The 20318-nt window shown below is 44.0% G+C and carries 16 protein-coding genes; 11 read left to right on the top strand and 5 right to left on the bottom strand.

Annotation, left to right across the window (positions count from 1 at the left end; genetic code table 11):
- The first annotated feature begins 57 nt into the window (after positions 1 to 57).
- The 3 genes from G563_RS0114005 to G563_RS34725 all read left to right on the top strand — a co-directional run bounded on the left by G563_RS0114005 (position 58) and on the right by G563_RS34725 (position 4086).
- Positions 58 to 2583, top strand: a complete 2526-nt coding sequence (locus G563_RS0114005; RefSeq protein WP_028665866.1) for an ATP-dependent Clp protease ATP-binding subunit — start codon at positions 58 to 60, stop codon at positions 2581 to 2583.
- Positions 2584 to 2751: 168 nt separating this feature from the next.
- On the top strand, positions 2752 to 3495 hold the full coding sequence (locus tag G563_RS34720; RefSeq protein ID WP_037326883.1) for a polyphosphate polymerase domain-containing protein: 744 nt from the start codon (positions 2752 to 2754) through the stop codon (positions 3493 to 3495).
- A 21-nt stretch (positions 3496 to 3516) separates the two neighbouring features.
- Positions 3517 to 4086 (top strand): DUF4956 domain-containing protein, encoded by a 570-nt coding sequence (locus G563_RS34725; protein WP_051210976.1) that lies wholly within the window; start codon positions 3517 to 3519, stop codon positions 4084 to 4086.
- Positions 4087 to 4160: 74 nt separating this feature from the next.
- On the opposite strand, the gene G563_RS0114020 is transcribed toward G563_RS34725, so the two are convergent.
- From G563_RS0114020 to G563_RS34730, 3 genes are read right to left on the bottom strand one after another with little or no spacing between them, the layout of a single operon-like run.
- Entirely contained in the window at positions 4161 to 4991 is an 831-nt protein-coding gene (locus tag G563_RS0114020) for an alpha/beta hydrolase (RefSeq protein WP_028665867.1), read from the bottom strand.
- 60 nt (positions 4992 to 5051) lie between these two features.
- The gene (locus G563_RS0114025; RefSeq protein ID WP_211235275.1) at positions 5052 to 6251 is read right to left on the bottom strand and encodes a glucuronyl esterase domain-containing protein; all 1200 of its coding nucleotides are present in this window, start codon (positions 6249 to 6251) and stop codon (positions 5052 to 5054) included.
- 54 nt (positions 6252 to 6305) lie between these two features.
- Entirely contained in the window at positions 6306 to 7211 is a 906-nt protein-coding gene (locus G563_RS34730; RefSeq protein ID WP_051210977.1) for a LysR family transcriptional regulator, read from the bottom strand.
- A 169-nt stretch (positions 7212 to 7380) separates the two neighbouring features.
- Here G563_RS34730 and G563_RS0114035 point away from each other — a divergent pair, with 169 nt between their 5' ends.
- The 4 genes from G563_RS0114035 (at position 7381) to G563_RS0114055 (ending at position 11705) form a co-directional block, all read left to right on the top strand.
- Positions 7381 to 7869, top strand: coding sequence for a GNAT family N-acetyltransferase (locus G563_RS0114035; protein WP_028665869.1), 489 nt, complete (start codon positions 7381 to 7383; stop codon positions 7867 to 7869).
- On the top strand, positions 7866 to 8885 hold the full coding sequence (locus tag G563_RS37685) for a GNAT family N-acetyltransferase (protein ID WP_051210978.1): 1020 nt from the start codon (positions 7866 to 7868) through the stop codon (positions 8883 to 8885). Before G563_RS0114035 ends, G563_RS37685 begins: the two co-directional genes overlap by 4 nt.
- Before the next feature lie 140 nt (positions 8886 to 9025).
- Positions 9026 to 9805 carry a response regulator gene (locus tag G563_RS0114050; protein ID WP_037326886.1) on the top strand — a complete coding sequence of 260 codons (780 nt, stop codon included), beginning with the start codon at positions 9026 to 9028 and terminating at the stop codon, positions 9803 to 9805.
- Positions 9806 to 9863: 58 nt separating this feature from the next.
- Complete coding sequence (locus G563_RS0114055; RefSeq protein ID WP_169579759.1) at positions 9864 to 11705, top strand: histidine kinase dimerization/phosphoacceptor domain -containing protein; 1842 nt, start codon at positions 9864 to 9866, stop codon at positions 11703 to 11705.
- Positions 11706 to 11804: 99 nt separating this feature from the next.
- On the opposite strand, the gene G563_RS0114060 is transcribed toward G563_RS0114055, so the two are convergent.
- Together G563_RS0114060 and G563_RS0114065 are read right to left on the bottom strand one after the other, a co-directional pair.
- Positions 11805 to 13352, bottom strand: a complete 1548-nt coding sequence (locus G563_RS0114060; protein ID WP_157585327.1) for a hypothetical protein — start codon at positions 13350 to 13352, stop codon at positions 11805 to 11807.
- A gap of 249 nt (positions 13353 to 13601) precedes the next feature.
- Positions 13602 to 15089, bottom strand: a complete 1488-nt coding sequence (locus G563_RS0114065) for a hypothetical protein (RefSeq protein WP_028665873.1) — start codon at positions 15087 to 15089, stop codon at positions 13602 to 13604.
- A 506-nt stretch (positions 15090 to 15595) separates the two neighbouring features.
- On the opposite strand from G563_RS0114065, the gene G563_RS0114070 reads away from it, so the two are divergent.
- The 4 genes from G563_RS0114070 to G563_RS0114090 all read left to right on the top strand — a co-directional run bounded on the left by G563_RS0114070 (position 15596) and on the right by G563_RS0114090 (position 20290).
- Positions 15596 to 15883 carry a hypothetical protein gene (locus tag G563_RS0114070; protein ID WP_028665874.1) on the top strand — a complete coding sequence of 96 codons (288 nt, stop codon included), beginning with the start codon at positions 15596 to 15598 and terminating at the stop codon, positions 15881 to 15883.
- A gap of 273 nt (positions 15884 to 16156) precedes the next feature.
- Complete coding sequence (locus G563_RS0114080) at positions 16157 to 16405, top strand: hypothetical protein (protein WP_028665876.1); 249 nt, start codon at positions 16157 to 16159, stop codon at positions 16403 to 16405.
- Between the two features lie 350 nt (positions 16406 to 16755).
- A complete protein-coding gene (locus tag G563_RS0114085) occupies positions 16756 to 18987 on the top strand; it encodes a peptidase domain-containing ABC transporter (protein WP_028665877.1) in 2232 nt (743 codons plus the stop codon).
- A gap of 10 nt (positions 18988 to 18997) precedes the next feature.
- Positions 18998 to 20290, top strand: a complete 1293-nt coding sequence (locus G563_RS0114090; RefSeq protein ID WP_028665878.1) for a beta-barrel domain-containing protein — start codon at positions 18998 to 19000, stop codon at positions 20288 to 20290.
- Positions 20291 to 20318: the final 28 nt, after the last annotated feature.

A 20318-nucleotide genomic window follows, 5' to 3' on the forward strand; every position in this document is an offset into this window, starting at 1 on the left:
TAGATACATCTTTTAGCCATACACCTCAATTTCTAGCCTTGAAAGAATCATCAATAAATGGAAGCAAAATTTTCAAACCGCGTCAAAGAAGTCATTCAGCTCAGCCGTGAAGAAGCAATCCGTCTTGGGCATGATTATATCGGCACCGAGCATCTGATCTTAGGAATGATTCGAGAAGGAGAAGGTGTGGCTTTAGCCTTGTTAAAAAAATTGGGCGTATCGTTGGATGAGCTCCGGGTTACGATTGAACAAGTAACCAAAGGTACGGCGACCAACAATGTCAAGAATTTGGCTAACATTCCACTGACTCGTCAATCAGAGAAAGTCCTTAAAATTACCTACTTAGAAGCCAAAATTTTTAAAAGCCCACTTATTGGCACAGAGCATCTGCTGCTGTCCATTCTGCGTGACCCCGACAACCTAGCCTCGCAGATTTTAGCCAAGTTTAATGTAAACTATGAAATCGTTAAGGAAATGTTAGAGTATCAATCATCAGGCACCAAACCACACGCTGGTCCCGAAACTGACGACGATGATGAGCGGAGTATGTTCAGTGGAGGTTCGCAGCAAGGAAAAGACCCAAAAAGTGCCGAAAAGTCGCGTACACCTGTATTAGACAACTTCGGCCGAGACCTTACTAAGATGGCTGAATTGGGCAAATTAGACCCTATAGTAGGCCGTGAAAAAGAAATCGAACGTGTAGCCCAAGTCCTAAGCCGCCGCAAGAAAAACAACCCCGTCCTTATTGGAGAACCGGGAGTTGGTAAAACAGCAATTGCCGAAGGATTAGCATTAAGAATTGTACAGAAGAAAGTATCACGGGTGCTTTTTGGCAAACGTGTCGTAACCCTTGATTTGGCTTCGTTGGTGGCAGGTACTAAGTACCGTGGCCAATTTGAAGAACGTATGAAAGCCGTAATGAATGAACTAGAAAAATCACCCGAAGTGATTCTATTCATTGATGAGCTTCATACTATCGTAGGCGCAGGTGGAGCTTCTGGCTCGCTTGATGCTTCCAATATGTTTAAGCCAGCTTTAGCCCGGGGCGACATCCAATGCATTGGAGCTACTACCTTGGACGAATACCGTCAGTATATCGAAAAAGATGGTGCTTTGGCTCGCCGCTTTCAGATAGTGATGGTAGATGCGCCAAGCGTAGAAGAAACCATCGAAATCTTGAACAATATCAAAGATAAATACGAGGATCACCACCACGTAAATTATACCGAAGATGCTATTGCACAAGCGGTGAAATTGTCCGAAAGATATATCACGGATCGCTTCTTGCCCGACAAAGCCATCGACGTTATGGACGAAGTGGGCGCCCGCGTACACATCAGCAATATTACAGTTCCAGAAGATATTGTTTTGTTAGAGCAACAAATCGAGGAAATTAAAAAACAGAAAAACCTCGTTGTCAAAAGTCAAAAATACGAAGAAGCCGCTCAACTTCGCGACCGCGAGAAAAAGCTTTTAGACCAACTTGACCGTGCAAAAATCGCGTGGGAAGAAGAAACTAAAAAGCGCCGCTATACCGTAACGGAAGAAAATGTAGCCGAAGTAGTAGCGATGATGACGGGAATACCTGTCAATCGTGTGGCACAAAACGAAGGCCAAAAACTGCTGGGTATGGGAGATGAGCTAAAAGCAAGGGTGATTGGCCAAAATTTACCTATCGAAAAGCTTACCAAAGCGATTCAACGTACACGGGTAGGTCTCAAAGACCCTAAAAAACCTATCGGTTCGTTTATCTTCCTAGGGCCTACGGGTGTTGGTAAAACGGAACTCGCTAAAGTATTGGCTACTTACTTATTTGACAAAGAAGATGCCCTTGTGCGTATCGATATGAGCGAATACATGGAGAAATTCAGCGTATCGCGCCTCATTGGAGCGCCTCCGGGCTATGTAGGATACGAAGAAGGTGGTCAACTTACCGAAAAGATTCGTCGCAAACCTTACAGCGTGGTACTTTTGGATGAAATCGAAAAAGCGCACCCTGATGTATTCAATATCCTACTCCAAGTATTGGACGACGGTATTTTAACTGACGGGCTTGGTCGCCGTGTGGATTTCCGCAATACCATCATTATCATGACTTCAAACATTGGAGTTCGTGACTTGAAAGACTTCGGTAGTGGTATTGGTTTTGCAACCAAAGCCAAATCCGAAAATCAGGATGAAATCATGAAAACAACCATCCAAAATGCGTTGCGGAAAGCTTTCTCACCTGAGTTCTTGAACCGTCTCGACGATGTGATCGTGTTTAACTCGCTTCAGCGCGAAGATATTCACCGTATCATTGATATTTCGTTGGCCAAGTTGTTTAATCGTGTTACTAATTTGGGTTATAAAGTAGAGCTGACCGAAAAAGCCAAAGACTTCTTGTCCGAAAAAGGTTATGATCAGCAATACGGTGCACGCCCTCTCAATAGAGCTATCCAAAAATACTTGGAAGACCCTGTGGCAGAAGAAATCCTGAAAGGAGACTTACGCGAAGGTGATACACTCCTTGCCGACCATGAAGAAGGTAGCGAAAACTTAGTAATCACGGTCAGAAAAAAAGAAGAAGAAGTCATTAACTAACTTTTGTATTCTGTCTTTTTTACTTAATTGTAAATATTCAAGACAAAATTGCAACGATACAAGAAGAGACTTTTTCCTGAAAAGCTTTTTTCTTAAAAAATACGTCTTAACATCAAAAAGGGTACAATCTTTGATTGTATCCTTTTTGATTTTGGAGACTATTTTGACATGAATCTACCTTTACTTGCTCAATTTTCGGGGATTTCGCTATGCGAGGGAGCAGCGGTTCCGTTGATGAATCGGGTAGATACAAAATACCTGATTCCTCGTCATCAATTAAATGAAATCATTGGGGGTCTAAAGCCTCATTATAATATATTGGAGCTTCAACATAAAAGGATATTTAGATATGATACCCTTTATTTTGACACGCCTGCCCGCTTGTTTTATCATCAACATCTACGCGGCAAACTTAGTAGATACAAGATTCGGACGCGGCGCTATGTTGATACTGATACCGACTTTTTTGAGATCAAACACAAAAACAACAAACATCGGACTATTAAAAATCGAATTCAAGTTCCCGACATGGGAGAGTACCTGTGTCGAGACAGTCGTCAATTCCTAGCCCAACAACTCCCGCATTTTCGGTTACCCCTTGAGCCCACACTTTGGGTGTATTATCATCGGTTTACGCTTATCAACAAGCACCTCGATGAGCGGCTTACTTTCGACATTAATGTGTGGTTTCGGTGGCAACAGCAGTCTATTGCTTATCCTCACATGGTGGTAGCCGAACTCAAACAAGATTTTCCCTTTCATAGTCCTTTTGTGGAACTCATGAAGCAAGTTGAAATCCGCGCTGGGGGAATTAGTAAGTATTGTTTAGGAATGAGTAGCCTACAGCCTGCGCTCCGCAACAATGCCTTCAAACCTACTATCTCTAAAATCAATCATTTACACGAATATTGACCAATCATTCCCCCCTTTGCTATGGCCTCTAATGTTGCACATCCCGACCTGTTTTTTCAAATTGGCCTTGACTTATTTAGCATGGTCATTTTGTTGCGTCTCATCTATTTTCCTATCTACCGAAATACCGAATTTCTTTTTACTTTTTTTGTCTTCAATCTTATTGTATTTTCAGTTACTTACCTTCTCAATCAGCTAGAAATATCAATGTGGGCAGCTTTTGGGCTTTTTGCTGTATTTGCAATGCTTCGCTATCGCACTGAGGGCATATCAATACGTGACATGACGTATCTTTTTTTGGTTATTGCCTTGGGGCTTATTCACGGTATTGCCGCCAATTCGGTAGGGACAACTGCCATTATTACTAGCTTAATTTTGGTGTTTACTTATATTTTTGAAGCGGATTTTCTTTATAGACGCGAACAAGTCAAAGAAATTATGTATGACAAAATAGCGCTCATTACTGCCGAGCGTCGCGAAGAACTCATAGAAGATATACAAGAACGTACTGGACTGAAAATCAACAGAGTAGAAGTAAAAAAACTGGATTTTCTACGTGATATAGCCTATCTAAAAATTTATTATTATTAACCAAAAAAGGCCCTGTCTGACCTTTTTTGGTTAATAAGTACATTCTTTTTATCGATTGTAGATCAATAGAGCCTTTATTTGTTTCGTTGCTTATCAAAGTATTGCTTCATAAACAGTAATTGATAGTTAACGCCATTGTTCCAATAGTTCCAGTTATGTCCGCCAGGACGAGTAATATAATCGTGAGCGATGTTTCTTTCAAGCATTTTCTCGTGGAGATTGTTGTTGACCCTAAAGAAAAAGTCTTCGGTTCCGCAATCCACAATAATCGCCAACGACCCCGGTGTGAGCAAATGCAATAAATTGATGACGGTATTTTTTTCCCAATTTTCAGGCGCTTGGGCGTAAGTTCCTAGCCGTTTGGCCATATCCCAATTGTTGGGAAACGGACGAATATCTACCCCACCACTCATACTGCCCGCCGCTCCAAATACATCTTGGTGCTTAAACGCAAGATACAAAGCCCCATGACCGCCCATGCTCAGCCCCGTGATAGCTCTTCCTGTGCGAGCTTTGATGGTTTTATAATGGTCGTCTATCCATTTTACTAGCTCTTGTGATACATAAGTCTCATAACGCCAACTCGCATCGACGGGGCTATCCCAGTACCAACTCGAAAAATTGCCGTCAGGACAAACAATAATGCTTTGATAAGTGTCAGCTGCTTGCTGCATAAAAGGTGCTTTTTTGACCCAATCGCTATAATTGCCACTGTAGCCATGCAAAAGATAAACCACCGGAAATTCTTTGCCACTACTGTAAGAATCAGGGGTAATGACAACCGCCTTGATATTTTTTTTCATCGACGCGCTGTAGGTTTCTACGGTATCTACTTTGACGGCCCACACTTCACGGCCTCCGAGGCAAAGCGTAATAACAATGACTAAACGTTTGAAGAGATTCATAAGAATAAAAAATAATGCGTAAAGTGACGTACTATAAAACTGAATAAGTTTAAAAGGCAATCAACGAAGATTTTTATCCGCAAAGTTGAGGTATTGTTGCCAATCATACAAATTGACATCGTGCCCACCTGCTCTGATGTGATACCCGATTTTCCCTTGTATTGACTGATGCAAAGGTGGCATGGTTTGGGCGGGAAAGCCTTCAGTTCCCAAAAAACGATACACTTTATCCACTGCCACAACCGACGCAAATTCGCCAGCAGGGTCAGCACCTTTATCATCTACCGCGCTGCCCACATAAAGTGGGCGTGGAGCTACGAGAGCCATTACATAATGCTGGTCAAAAGGTAAAAGAGTATCTTTATCCATGTATTTGTTGAAATTATGGGCATACCAATGCGGAAAAACAGTACATAGCCTCCGTATGTTTTCGCCCACTCCCCTTCTAAAGAATTTTGCTCCTCCCGCTCCTGACTCATGGCTTATCACCAATGCAAAACGTGCATCAGTCGCCCCTGCCCACAAGGCCGCTTTTCCCAAACGTGACCACCCAAATACCGCTACTTTCTTAGGATTGATAGCTTGGTCGGTTTCGATATAATCCATCGCTCGGCTCAAGGCCCACGCCCAAGCTCCGATAGTTCCAAAGTTGTCGTCGCGGCTTTGTAATGAAGGATATAGCGTATGAACTCCCGTCGAAAATCCTTGCTTGGGATTGTCGGAAGCAATGTCTTCGCGATAAGCTGTAATGAGTGCATAGCCTCTCGCCAAAATAGTATCCAGAGGCCATTGGGCGGCATTTATCCCTCTACAAGCCTCCGTAGCCCGATGCTCCACCACACAGTTAAGATTTACGTAGGGATTGTTTCGCCCCGACTCCATCCAACTTTTCGTAATTCGAATGTAAGGGTCAGGATGAATGGCGTGATTTCCCCAAAAATTCAACCCTAAGATAGCAGGCACCGGCTTCCCGACTTGATTGGGAATATACATCAATAATTCCATTTGTGGGCCTGCGTTTGTACCGTCAAAATACACCACTACCTGCCGTCGAGTGGCCTTACCGTTGAGTGCTTTTTTATCTTCTTCCACAACCTCAAATCTCAGATTTGAAGGACGCTCGGGCGCTTGTCCGTACATTTCTCGCGAAAACAATTCGAAGATTTCATTGCGCCTTACCTTGTACCATTGCTTGGCGTTTTTGACGAGTTTGCCGCTATTCATAATCAGTGGGTTGGGCAAAACTGATGTTTGAGCCATACTACCATCTGTAACTAGGAGAGATAAAAAACACAAAAAGACTTTTTTCATAAATCAAGATAAATAAGAAGAATGCAAAGAAAGATGTTGGGCGGCTTGTTGGGCTATTTCTTTAATATGAGGCAATACGGGGTTGGCATCATCGGAGCGCCAAATGAGATAGAGCTGCGTTTTGGTATCCAATTTTAAAAAACGCACTCCCAAGGCCGATGCTCCATGACGGTAAGAAATAGGCAAAACCGACAACCCTAGTTTTTTTTCTACCAATCTCAAAATCGTAGCACCATAGTTGGAATGATATACCACTCGGGGTTGGAAGCCCTTTTCTCCAAAAATCCCGTGTAAGATTTGACCATAATGTAGATGAGCATCCAATTTTGGTAAAATAAAGGCTTCTTCTTGGCATTGACCAATATCTCTAAAATTGGTTTCGTTGAGGGGGTGGTCGTGCGGGATTACCAACGCAAAATGCTCTTCAAACAACAACTGAATCGAAAAACGCGCATCAATCGAAACCTCTCTAGTAAATCCTACATCAATAGCATAATTGGTAAGCGCTTCTAGCAATTCCAATTCGGCGATTTCGGTAAGTTCAATATTAATATCAGGAAAACGTTCGTAAGTCATGGCCAATGTTTCGGGTAAGATAGAATAAAGTGCCGAACCCGGATGCCCCATTCGTATCTTTCCAACTGTACCACTATGAATTCGGCGGGTCTGCTCCGTGACATACTCAAGTTGGTGTTTTATTTTACTAATCTCATCCCTAAAATAAGCTCCCGCCGCAGTAAGGCGTACATTGCGCTTGTCGCGTTCAAACAAAACCACCCCTATCTCCTCCTCTAATTGTTGGATATGACGACTCAAGGCTGGCTGAACGATGAATAGTTTTTCGGCAGCCCGCGAAAAATGCAATTCTTCGGCGACACCAAGAAAATAGGTAAGTTGACGTAAGTCCATGTAGAAATTGGGGAAGAGGGTCTATTTATACAAATTAAGCATAAATCATTAAAAAAATAGCATTTCTGATTATTAAAAGGCTTTTGTTATTTTGTATGTCATTTTAGTCTTTCATCTTTATCCCGAGCTTATTTAAAGAGATTGACTCAACCTTCATAACACCACTTACATGATTCAAATTACGCCCTATCAGCCTATTTATCAACAAGCTATCATTGACCTCATTTTAAACATACAGCAAAACGAATTCAATGTGCCGATTACTCTTCATGACCAGCCCGACTTACTGATTATCCCTGAGTTTTATTGTCAACAAAAAGGGAACTTCTGGCTGGCACTGGATGACAACAAACTCGTAGGCACTATTGCTCTTATCGATATTGGAGATGAAATGGGTGCTTTACGAAAAATGTTTGTTCACCGTGATTATAGAGGCAAAAACGTAGGTGTTGCCTCGGTTTTACTGAATACACTGCTTCAACATTGTCAAAAATCTGGTTTTAAGTCAATTTTTTTGGGTACTAATCCAAGATTACAAGCGGCAATGCGTTTTTATGAAAAGAATGGTTTTTCTCAACTTCCTGCTGAGAGCCTACCCCCCCAATACCCACGAATGCAAGTTGATACTGTTTTTTACCAATACCATCTAACCTTATGAAACATCAAACCGCTACTCCTCCTATTGTACTTCGTACCGATTTTCGAGCCCATACCGACATCGCCGCCGTGGCACAACTCCACGACACTATCTATCGCGAAGAGTTTGAGTTTGGCGGTGAACTATTTACTAAATACGTAGAAGATAGCCTACGAGAGTTTGCGCAGCAATACCAACCTCACAAAGACGCCGTATGGATGTATGAGCACGAAGGAAAGCTTATCGGCTGTATATTTTTGATGAACCGAGGCGATGCCGCTCAACTTCGCTATTTTTTAATTCACCGAGATTTTAGGGGGTTAGGATTTGGGAAAAAACTAATGGAGATGTTCCTAAAAACCCTACGTCAGCGTCACTATCGGTCTTGCTATCTCTGGACGGTCGAGGGCCTTACACAAGCGGCTCATTTGTACCAAAAATATGGATTTAGGGTAACAGAAGAACGCCTCAGCAATAACTTTGGCATTACGCTTTTAGAACAACGCTACGAACTCATTTTACCCATTTTCAGGCTTGGAGAGTTGGCAGATGCCTCAGGTTTGCGGGATTTGACCGAAAAAACTTTTGTAGATACTTATGCCGATTTCAACACCGCCGAAAACATGCATCTACACATATCCACCCGTTTTGGTCTAGCCCAGCTCCAACATGAACTCCTCGACCCTCATATTCAGTACGTGATTGTGGAATTGAAAGAGCAATTAGTAGGTTTTGTAAAATTAGTCAAAGAGCATTCTTTGCCTGAGCTATCTTCTCTCAAAGCCGTCGAAATCGAGCGATTTTATGTGGACTTAGCGTATCAAGGAAAAAGCATAGGCACTCGCCTTATGGACTACGCCTTGCAATGGGCAAGAAAAGAAGGCTTTGAAGTAGCTTGGCTTGGCGTATGGGAACACAATACCAAAGCCCTTCAATTTTATGAAAAAATGGGTTTTGTACCTTTTGGGGAGCATATTTTCACGCTCGGCACTGAGCTTCAAAATGATTTTTTGCTAAAGCGCGAGCTTACTAAATGAACCTATAATTATCAATCATAAGATATAGAAACTAAATTACATGATTTGTAAAGGGGGGGGATTAATAGCCACCATTTTATGTACAATATGAATATGTCTTTTTTGTACATTTGTCATCCTTATAAAACCCACCCTAAATCATGTCAGAAAGTAAGGTTCAAATTTTAATTATTGAAGATGAAGCCATCTTGGCGATGTACGTCAGCGACCTTTTGGAAACGCAGGGGTATGAGGTAGCAGGTGTTGCCGACAACGGCGCCGAAGCATTATCACTCTATCGCCAGAATCGTATTGACTTGATTTTGTGCGATATTAACCTAAAAGGGGGTTGGGATGGAATAGAAACCATCCGACATATTTTGGAGTTCAAGCCCGTTCCTGTCATTTATCTAACTTCACAAACCGACAAGGAAACAATTGAACGGGCCAAGGCAACTTTCCCAGCTGCTTACCTTGCAAAGCCCGTCCGACCGGATAATTTGCAGATTTCGGTTGACCTCGCCATTCATAATTATGTCATGAATCGTTTACCGTCGGCGGCCGGAAAAGAAACCAAAGCCGGTACGGCGGAGAAGGAAGCATCAAGCCGTGAATCTATTCTCCGCAGCGGGGATCAGGTGTTTATCAAACATAATTATCAGTTTGTCGGAATTTCGCTCAATGACATTCTGTTGCTGGAGGCCGACAATACCTATACGACCATCCAAACCAAAGGTCATAAATACACGCTTCGACTTTCTCTGAGCAGTTTACTCGAACGCCTCGATTATTCGTCGTTGGTACGAGTTCATCGTTCTTACGCGGTTAATGTAAATCAATTGAAAGGATTCAACGAGCGAGAGATTTTTATTGATACCATGACCATTCCTTTCGGACAACAATACAAGGAAGATTTTATGCGGCATTTTCAAGCTCGTTGACCTTGCACTATTGATTCTTGGCACAATAAATAAGCCTCATATTATGAAACTCTCTCTATTGACGACGCTCTGTTTCTGTTTGTTTGCCCACAAACTTATGAGCCAATCCGACACACTCCTTACTTTTTCCGTATTTCAACAGCAGATTGAAACCTTATCGGATTCTGCTCGCTTTGAACGGCTTTACGACTATAGTGTCAATGCTTTAAATCAAAGTAAGTATCCCGAAGCAGCCCTGGCCACCAATGGAATGCTGAAAATCGCCCAAGATGCCAATAACCAGATTCTGATAGGACGAACGTATATGGCAATGGGAAATATGGAACGAAATCAAAATAATCCGACAAAGGCCATATCAGATTATTTAAAAGCACAATCTATTTTCAGTTCGGTCGGTGAATATCGGCGGCAGCTCAGGGCGCTGCAACGAATTGAGGGCGTGTACATTAGTCTCCGTGACTTAGAAAAAGCACAATACTATTGCGAACAGGCACTGACCATTGCCCGGCAACAAAAGCTTGAATTGGAAATTGCCAACATTTATAATGACCTGGCTTCTATTGAAGATATTCGTAAGAAATATAACCAAGCACTTCACTATAACGAGTTAGCCCTTCGCATCTACCAATCGCTCAAGGAAGAAGATTCTTACACTGTATCGTTATTTAATCGGGCTATTATCTTAAAAAACTCAGGGCAATACCGGCAATCGGCAGACATTTATCAGCAATGTTTAAAAGCGGCAAAAGAAAAACAGGATGTGGAATTGGAAGGCATGATTTACATCAACCTGCCGAATACACTTTTGCTGTTAAATCAGCTCAACGAAGCCGAGGAGTATATCCGAATGGCCTTAACATGGGCCAATTCCCAATCGAAGTCCCCGCCTTATTATCAAAACATCTACGAAACGCTAACCGCCATTTACGAAAAGCGCGGTCAATTTCAGCAGGCATTTCAATATCAAAAGCTGAGTATGGTGTATCGGGACAGTGTTATGAATGCCGAAAAAAGCCGCCAATTGATCGAAACAGAAACTCGCTTTCAAACTCGTGAGAAACAGCTGCATATTGAACGCCTAGACGAAGATAATCTCCGCCAAAGACAGCAATTGGCCTGGCTGACGGGTGGTGCTATACTGCTGACCTTTCTGCTCGGCATCATGCTTTTACAATACCGTACTATCCGACGGGTTAATGGCAAACTGGCTGAAACCAACCAAACTCTTTCCGATGCTAATGAACGGATCAATAAACAATCCGGTCAGTTGAAACAACTCATGCGTGAACTGCACCACCGGGTCAAAAACAACCTGGCTATTGTGTCCAGTCTTTTATATCTGCAATCAAACCGACTGGAAGATGAAAACGCCGTACGGGCTGTACGGGAAGGGCAGCAGCGGGTGGAAGCCATGTCGTTGATTCATCAGCAATTGTACCAAACCGATAACGTCACTCGGGTGAATATGCAGACTTATATCGACGAGTTGGTACGCGGATTGATGCAATCGTTTAACCACCAAGACAACTTCAATCTCCAGTTAAATGTTGCCCCAATTGATTTGGATGTAGAACTGGCCGTTCCGTTGGGCTTGATTTTGAACGAATTGACTACCAATGCTTTCAAACATGCCTATAAAGGGATTGATACGCCAAGCCTTAGCATCAGCCTGTGGAAAGAAGATCAGCTATACCTCGAAATCAAAGACAATGGCCCGGGCATGGACGTGAGCCAGTGGCAAAAACCGAGTCGTTCGTTTGGTAAGCGACTGATTACTTCCCTGACCAAACAGGCCGGTGGACGACTGGAAATTAGTGGCGAGAACGGTACTCGTTTTCTGTTGATTTTGCCCGTTCCCGAAAAGAAAGCAATACTTACTCCCGAAACAGAACCGGCATGATCTACTGAGCGTTGTGCATTAGCTAAATGAGAGCTCGCTTGCATCTACAAAAAGGCGGTCTCCAATTCAGAGACCGCCTTTTTGTAGATGCTTGTCTGATCATTTGAGTTTGACGACCCAATAATTCATTATTCCTTTTGGCCGCTCACTTTTGTCACTGATTCCTCCGGGCTGGGATTGAGAAGAGCCGGCGGCAATGATTCCGCCATCGGCGGTTACCAGTATATCGCCTAACTTATCTGTAGCAGTACCGCCCAGGGTTTTATCCTGCCCCAGGTAACGTCCATCCGCTTCCAGTTTTGCAATCCAGTAATCTAAAACTCCTTTAGGCATTTCAATTTTTTCACCACCGGGAGCAGAAGGCGTTTCGCCACCCAGCCAGATACCCCCATCGGCTGTTACGGCCAGCGACTTAAAGGTATCGTCGCCCGGGCTCCCAACCGTCTTATCCCACTGCTTATTGCCATTCGCATCAATCTTGACAACCCAGTAATCGTTTTGACCGGCAGCACCGCGCAGCCCTTCTGTCTTGTCAGCCCCGGCGGGCGAGGACGAACTACCGCCCAGTACAAACCCGCCATCAGGTGTTGCGGCCGCCTTGGCTAACTGATCGTCCTGCGTTCCTCCGAACGTCCTATCCCACTGCTTATTACCATTGGCGTCAATCTTAACCACCCAGTAGTCATAACCTCCTTTACCGGCTGCCGTTTTATTACCCGCCGCTCCCTCAGATGAGGAGTAGCCTGCCAGCAGATAGCCTCCGTCTGTTGCTTTTACGACCGATGCCAAATAATCATTTCCTCCGTTGCCCAAGGTTATATCCCATTGCTTCTTGCCGTTGACGTCCAGCTTTACAATCCAGTAGTCGTAGCTCCCGTTACAACTATTCATTGATTTATCGCTGCTGATTGGCTGGGGTTGGAACGAACCTATTCCTCCCAGCGGGTTTCCGATTACCGGCGTAACTTTATTTGCCAACGAGGCTGAGATGCCCCCTACCAGAAAGCCCCCGTCGTTGGTAGCCACCATTGAGGTCAGGTGGTCTTCATTGGTTCCCCCGAGTACTTTATCCCATATCACGTTGCCATAGCGGTTCACTTTGACAATCCAGTAATCATACCCCCCTTTGGAACCCTGGCTTTTAGACATATCCTCAGCCGGCGAATTAGACGACCCGCCCAGCACCATAGTCATGTCTGACAGCGGCACGATGGACGCTAACCGGTCTTCTCCTGAACCGCCTATAGCTCGGTTATAATGTTTAAAAGTACCATCGGCGATTACTTTAACCACCCAGTAATCATTCCCTCCATAGGCCTCAAACCTATCGTTAGAGCCGGCAGAAGTCGGCGAATTAGAGGAACCACCAAAAATATACCCTCCGGAAGTCGTAGGGTTGTTTAGGGCGACAGTCAATATATCAATGCCGGATCCACCCAGTGTTAAATCCCATGCTTTAGGAGGGGCGGGTATTCGCGCACTTGAGTGCTTAACGGCGGTCGTTGGGGTATCGACAGCGTCAATTTCAGTCGACTTACAATTCCACATCAAGACAGTTGCAGCCATAATTCCGTACGTAATTTGCTTTTTCATTGTTTTTTTATCGTTTAAAAAATGAGGAAATCCGGTTGTTTTTAAAGTATTCAAAACTCAGAAGGCTGTCATGTTTTATTCACCGCCCCGTAAATCCGATACAAGATTAAGCCGATAAAAAATTGCAATCCGAGAATTGTAGGTAAACTCTGATTGTGTGTGTGTAAAACTCAAGAGTTTTGTAGGTGAAGTCCATTGCGTTGGTTGTTATTTACATTAAAGGAGCTTTTTCATCAAAAAAGCGGTAACGACAAAAGGGCTTTCTCTGCGTTAGAGAAAGCCCTTTTGTCGTTGGTTGTTAACTTATTTCAGCTTGACAATCCAGTAATTTAAAATCCCTTTGGCATTTTCACTCTTATCACTGCGCGCACCGGAATAAGACTGAGACGAACCCGCAGCAATAATTCCTCCGTCAGTAGTTATTAACATATCAGAAAAACTATCCGTATAGGCCCCACCCAACGTTTTATCCTGCCACAGATAGCTTCCATCTGCTTCCACTTTGGCAATCCAGTAATCGGTTCCTCCTTTAGGCATTTCAATTTTTTCTTCACCGGGAGCAGAAGGCGAATCACCACCTATCCAGACACCTCCATCGGCTGTTACAGCCAGTGACTTAAAGGTCTCATCTCCTCCTGCTCCAATTGTCTTATCCCACAGTTTATTACCATTGGCATCAATCTTGACCACCCAGTAATCATTATGGCCAGCAATACCGCGTAGCCCTTCTGACTTGTCAGCCCCGGCGGGCGAAGATGAGCTACCTCCCAATACAAATCCACCATCGGGCGTAGCAGCAGCCTTGGCTAATTTATCGTCCTGCGTTCCTCCGAACGCCCTCTCCCACTGCTTCTTGCCATTGGCATCAATCTTGACCACCCAGTAGTCATAGCCTCCCTTACCAGCTGCCGTTTTGTTGCCTGCCGCTCCCTGAGAAGAGGAGTAGCCTGCCAGCAGATAGCCTCCATCTGTTGCTTTTACGACCGATTCCAAATAGTCATTACCTCCGTTACCCAAGGTTATATCCCATTGCTTATTTCCATTGGCATCTACTTTTACAATCCAGTAATCGTAGCTCCCGTTACAACTGTTCATTGATTTGTCGCTGGCCGTCTTATTTTGAAATGAAGCTATTCCACCCAGTGGGTTTCCAGATGGCAGGGGAACGGTATTAGCCTGCGAGGCCGAAATGCCCCCTAACAGAAAGCCCCCGTCGTCTGTTGCCACCATTGAGGTCAGGTGGTCTTCATTGGTTCCTCCCAGTACTTTATCCCATATCCTATTTCCGTTACGGTCCACTTTGACAATCCAGTAATCATGACCACCTTTAGAACCTTGGGTTTTGTTAGAAGACATAAATGGTGAATTAGAAAACCCGCCTAACAACATCGTCCCGTCCGACAGTGGCACGATAGATGTTAATAGGTCGTCACCTGCACTGCCCATAGCACGGGCATACGATTTAGTACCATCTTCGGTTACTTTAACCACCCAGTAATCATTCCCTCCATAGGCATCTGACTTATCGTTAAACGGTGAAACGGCAGAGGCCGGCGAATTGGAGTAACCCCCAAAAATATATCCTCCGGCAGGATTGTTTACAGCGACAGTTAATATATCAACACCAAAGCCACCCAGTGTTCTATCCCATTGTTTAGGAGGGGCTTCAATACGCGCACTTGAGTGCTTAACGGGGGCCGTTGGGGAGTCAACAGCGTCAATTTCAGTCGGCTTGCAATTCCACATCAAGACTGTTGCAGCCACAATGGCGTACGTAATTTGCTTTTTCATTGTTTTTTTATCGTTTAAAAATGAGGAAAATTCGGTTGTTTTTAAAGTATTCAAAATTCAGCAGGCTGTCATGTTTTATTCACCGCCCTGTAAATCCGATACAAGATTAAGCCGATAAAAAAGTGCAAACCGAGAATTGTAGGTAAACTCCGATTTTGTGTGTGTAAAACTCAAAGGTTTTGTGTGCGAAGTCCATTCTATTTTTTATAATCTACCTTTTCTTAAGCCTCAACTATCTTATTTACAGTAGACAATTACCGAATTAACTCATTTCCAAATTTGCTTACTTACCTATGTCGCTAATTGACCACTGACGATAGGATTATCTTGTTTGCGTTAAGAAAAGCCTATTCACCTACAAAATTGGCAGGTTTCACAGCTTTACAGTAGGAGTTCACACCCCATTTCCGGCACGACCTTGTTTGGCAAACTACCTTTGAATCATCAATCAGCCGAGGACGAGGTACTTCAAGAAGAAGCACGGGTAGCCAAAGCACTCACAAATCATGTTAGCACAATTCAAAAAATTCGAGCTTTCTAAATCACAACAACAAAAAGTACAAGGAGGTACAAGTGCTTATGGTACAGCTATTAATGTTACCAAAGTCGCCATTGATGTCCTCAATACAATGCAGAACGGAAACGAGACGACGCAAAGTAGCAGTTCAACAACAACGACAACACAACAGCTGCCACAAACTATGAATGCGTTTAATACTTATACTACATTGCAGCAGAATAGTCTAAAACAACTGAGTGAAACCCTGAAAGGTATTGCTCAAAACATTGGGTAAGTAAGGTTGAGTTTGGTTGCCGAAGAATCTGGATGAATTCATCCAGATTCTTCGGCTTTTTTATGCTGAGGGCAGATTGGATAGTGAATTACCCAGCTCTTTCATTGTATTTCCCTGCTCCCCTACAAAATTGGCAGGTTTCACAGCTTCACAGCAGGCATTCACACCCTATTTCCGGCACGCCCCTGTTTGACAAACTACCTTTGAATCGTCAATCAGCCGAGGACGAGGTACTTCAAGGAAAAGCACGGGTAGCCAAAGCACTCACAAATCATGTTAGCACAATTTGAAAAATTCGCCATCTCAAAAAATCAGCAACAAGCCATACAAGGTGGCGCTTCTGATTCAGAATCAGAAGACTTTCAGACGCTACTAAACCAAGCAAAACAGGCTGAAGCCGAAAGACAGGCTGAAGCCAAAAGAAATGCAGCCCAATACCGGTTTAATGCTGCACTCATAAGTGGTTCGATGCAAATAGCGGCAACAATAGCCAGTATGGCCGGCGCAATGCCCAAACGCTAAACGGTTCAATTTTCGGCCAGAGTTCCACTCATTGAGCTCTGGCCTGTTTATAACTTACTTCGAAGAATATGTTAACCAAATTTAAAAAATTCGAACTTTCAGCCAAGCAACAACAGTCCATTGTTGGAGGCAGAAGATCCGAAACGATACTATCCATCCGGAAATCAGACTTATTGTCTTACCTTCCCGACAGCCCCTTTTTACCCAAGGAAAAGCCCCCCATTTGTGGCACTCCATTTCCAATGACAGATATCACTCTTAACGGAAATCCTTCGGCGCTTTTTCGTCTTACCTGCCCAACAGAGAGAAATTCAACCAATCTGCCAAACTAGCCCTATTCCTTGCCCAAAATGAGCTTTTCTGTCTATCGTCAACTTGATCAAATGGATTGCGGGCCAACCTGCCTGCGCATGGTTGCCAAACACTATGGTCGCTCGTTTTCGCTGCAAACGCTCCGAGAGAAGTCTCAAATCAATCGAGACGGTGTGTCGCTATTGGGTATTGCCGAAGCCGCCGAAAATATTGGCTTTCGCACCATGGCTACGCAACTGCCGTTTGAGGTACTGGCGCAGGAAGTACCCCTTCCCTGCATCGTACATTGGCAGCAAAACCATTTTGTAATTGTTTACGAAATCACTGGGGCCGGGAAATCGAATCAACCCGCATGGCTTTGGGGAGAGCGACGCAAAACTGTTAGAGTAGCCGACCCTGCCAAGGGATCAGTTGATTATTCGGTCGAGGAGTTTTGCCAAAACTGGGCTACTAATTCCCCTAATGGTAACTCAAATGGTATTGTGCTACTGCTCGAACCTACCCCTGCTTTTTACCAGCAGGAAGACGAGAAAACGGGGGCATTGGGTTTACGACAATTGGGAAGCTACTTGATTCAATACCATCGGCTCATTGCGCAAGTGCTGCTGGGGCTTTTAGTAAGCAGCGGCATTCAGCTAATTTATCCTATGCTGACCCAGTCGTTGGTTGATATAGGGGTCAATACCGGAAATTTACCTTTTGTATATACGCTATTGGCAGCCATGACTTTTTTGCTTATCAGTCGGCAAATCATTGAGGCCATTCGGGGCCGAATCATGCTACATATCAGTACCCGACTGAACCTATCCATTCTTTCAGATTTTCTGAATAAACTAATGCGGTTGCCCAACTCGTTTTTTGAAACAAAACGCCTTGGTGATATTCTTCAACGCATTGGCGATCACCAACGCATCGAAAGCCTGCTAACGGGTCAAGCCCTGACGATTCTGTTTTCGTTCATTGATTTGTTGCTGCTCAGTTGTGTATTGGCCTACTACCATCTTACCATCTTTACCATTTTTATGGTTGGAAATATATTCTACGTGGGTTGGGTTTTTCTCTTTATGCGCCAACGTCGGAAAATAGACTTCAAATCGTTTGAATTAGCTTCTAAAGACCACAACAAAATTGTCCAAATGATTTCGGGCGTTCAGGATATTAAACTGGCGGGTGCCGAACGCTTTTTTCGTTGGGATTGGGAACGATTACAGGCTCGGATATTTCACCTACAGGTTCGTACATTGTCACTAGGGCAGTTTCAGCAAACCGGTACTTTTACGATTCTCCAGGGAATCAGCTTGGTTATCTTATTTATGAGTGCAAAAGCAGTTATCGACGGAGAACTTACCTTCGGAACAATGCTGGCCATTCAGTCTATTACGGGTCAGTTGAGCGGCCCCATTGGGCAGTTGGTAGGTTTTGCCCATAGTTGGCAAGATGCCAAAATCAGCTTAGAGCGACTCAATGAAATTCATACCCTTGAGGACGAAGACCCTGTTGAACGCCCCAAAATGAACTACCTTCCCGAACAGCGCGCCCTAGAATTGCAACAGCTTTCGTTCTCCTACCCCGGCATGGCCGACCGCAAAGTCTTAAACGGTATTAACTTAACCATTCCTGCCAACAAAACCACCGCCATTGTGGGCATGAGTGGCAGTGGAAAAACCACCCTTTTAAAACTTCTCTTAAAATTTTACGAACCTACCGAAGGTACAATCCAAGTAGGCGAATCGCGGCTTCGCGATATGAGCCATGAGATGTGGCGCAGCAACTGCGGCGTAGTGATGCAGGAAGGCTTTATTTTTTCGGATACCATCGCTGCCAATATCGCTTTGGGGGAAGAGCATTTCGACCAAAGTCGTTTACGAAATGCCATGCGAGCAGCCAATATTATTGACTTCGTCGATGCACTGCCTTTGGGATACAACACCAAAATCGGGGCAGAAGGAAATGGCCTTAGTCAAGGCCAAAAGCAACGCTTGCTGATTGCCCGAGCGATTTACAAAAACCCACAATTTTTGTTTTTCGACGAAGCTACCAATGCCTTAGATGCCAACAACGAAGCAGCCGTCATGCACGCACTAAATGATTTTTTTAAAGGCCGAACCGTCGTGGTGGTGGCTCACCGACTGAGTACCGTCAAAAATGCGGATCAAATTGTGGTGCTCGATGCGGGTCGAATTGTAGAAGTAGGCTCGCACAGTCAATTGATTGCCCAACACGGGGCTTATTGGAAGTTAGTTAAAAATCAATTGGAATTAGATTCTTAACCTTAAACCTATGCCAAACCATTCATCTTACTCGTCGGTTCGTTCTGAAGAAATAGAAGAACTTATCACCCGTATTCCACATTCGCTGGTTCGGTGGGGTACCACGGTCATCTTTTTGTTGGTCATCGCTTTCTTTATAGGTACGTGGGTCATTCGTTACCCTGACGTTGTTTCAGCACCCTTCCGCCTAACGTCGGTCAATGCTCCCAAAAGTATAGTTGCCCGCAGTGAAGGTCGGTTGGTTCGTTTATTTGTAAAAAATGGGCAAACGGTACAGGCAAATCAAGTCATGGGCTACCTGGAAAGTACGGCCCACCACGATGAAGTTTTGCGATTGTCTAACGAACTGAATCGAGCATGGCAAGAGGTAAATGCAGGCAGACTGGAAACATTGGCTCAGCATCGGCTGACTGACTATCGTCATTTGGGTGAATTACAGCCCCAATTTCAGGTATTTGAGGAGTCAATGACGGGATTACAAGCCTACTTGGCAGGACATTTTTACAGCCAGAAAAAAGAACTTCTTTTAAAAGAAATAGAAGACTTAAAGGCCATGACCGACAACCTACGACAGCAACAGCTTCTTCAGCAAAAAGACAGTCGGCTGGCACAGGAAGAATACGCTGTCCAAAAGAAACTAGCCGAAGAACGGCTCATTGCTCCTCTGGAATTGAAACGGGAAGAAAGCAAGTTGCTGGCTCGAACCCTTCCTTATCGTCAAACGGAAACGATAATTCTACAAAATGAAACAGCTCAACGGAACAAACAAGGTGATTTGCTGACACTGGATCAACAAGTGCGCGAATACCGAGCCAATTTTTTACAGCGATTAAATACGCTTCGCAGTGCCGTAGAAGAGTGGAAAAGCCGCTACGTGCTGACTACCTCCATCGCCGGGCGGGTCTCTTTCCCGACTTTATTGGAAGAAAACCAATTTATCCCCAACCGAACTGAATTGTTTTCGGTTATACCCACAGGCTCAGATTATATTGGACTACTTACCATTCCACAGCAAAATCTGGGAAAAATAAAAGTGGGGCAATCGGTATTGATAAAATTTGCGGGCTATCCTTTTGAGCAATTTGGGTACGTTAAAGGAATCATTACCGAAATCTCAGAAGTACCACTTCAAGACGGTGTTTTCCCCGCCAAAGTAACACTACCTAATGGTTTGGTAACTACTTATCATCAAAAACTACGTTACCGTACAGGTATGGTTGCAAATGCCGAAATTGTCACGGAAGACCTTCGACTGTTGCAACGGTTTTTGTTCCAATTAAGAAAAGTCGGCGAAATTAGGTAGAGAGAAAATTAGAAGTAAGCCTTTTTAC

Source organism: Runella zeae DSM 19591, from assembly GCF_000423565.1.
Lineage (GTDB): Bacteria > Bacteroidota > Bacteroidia > Cytophagales > Spirosomataceae > Runella > Runella zeae.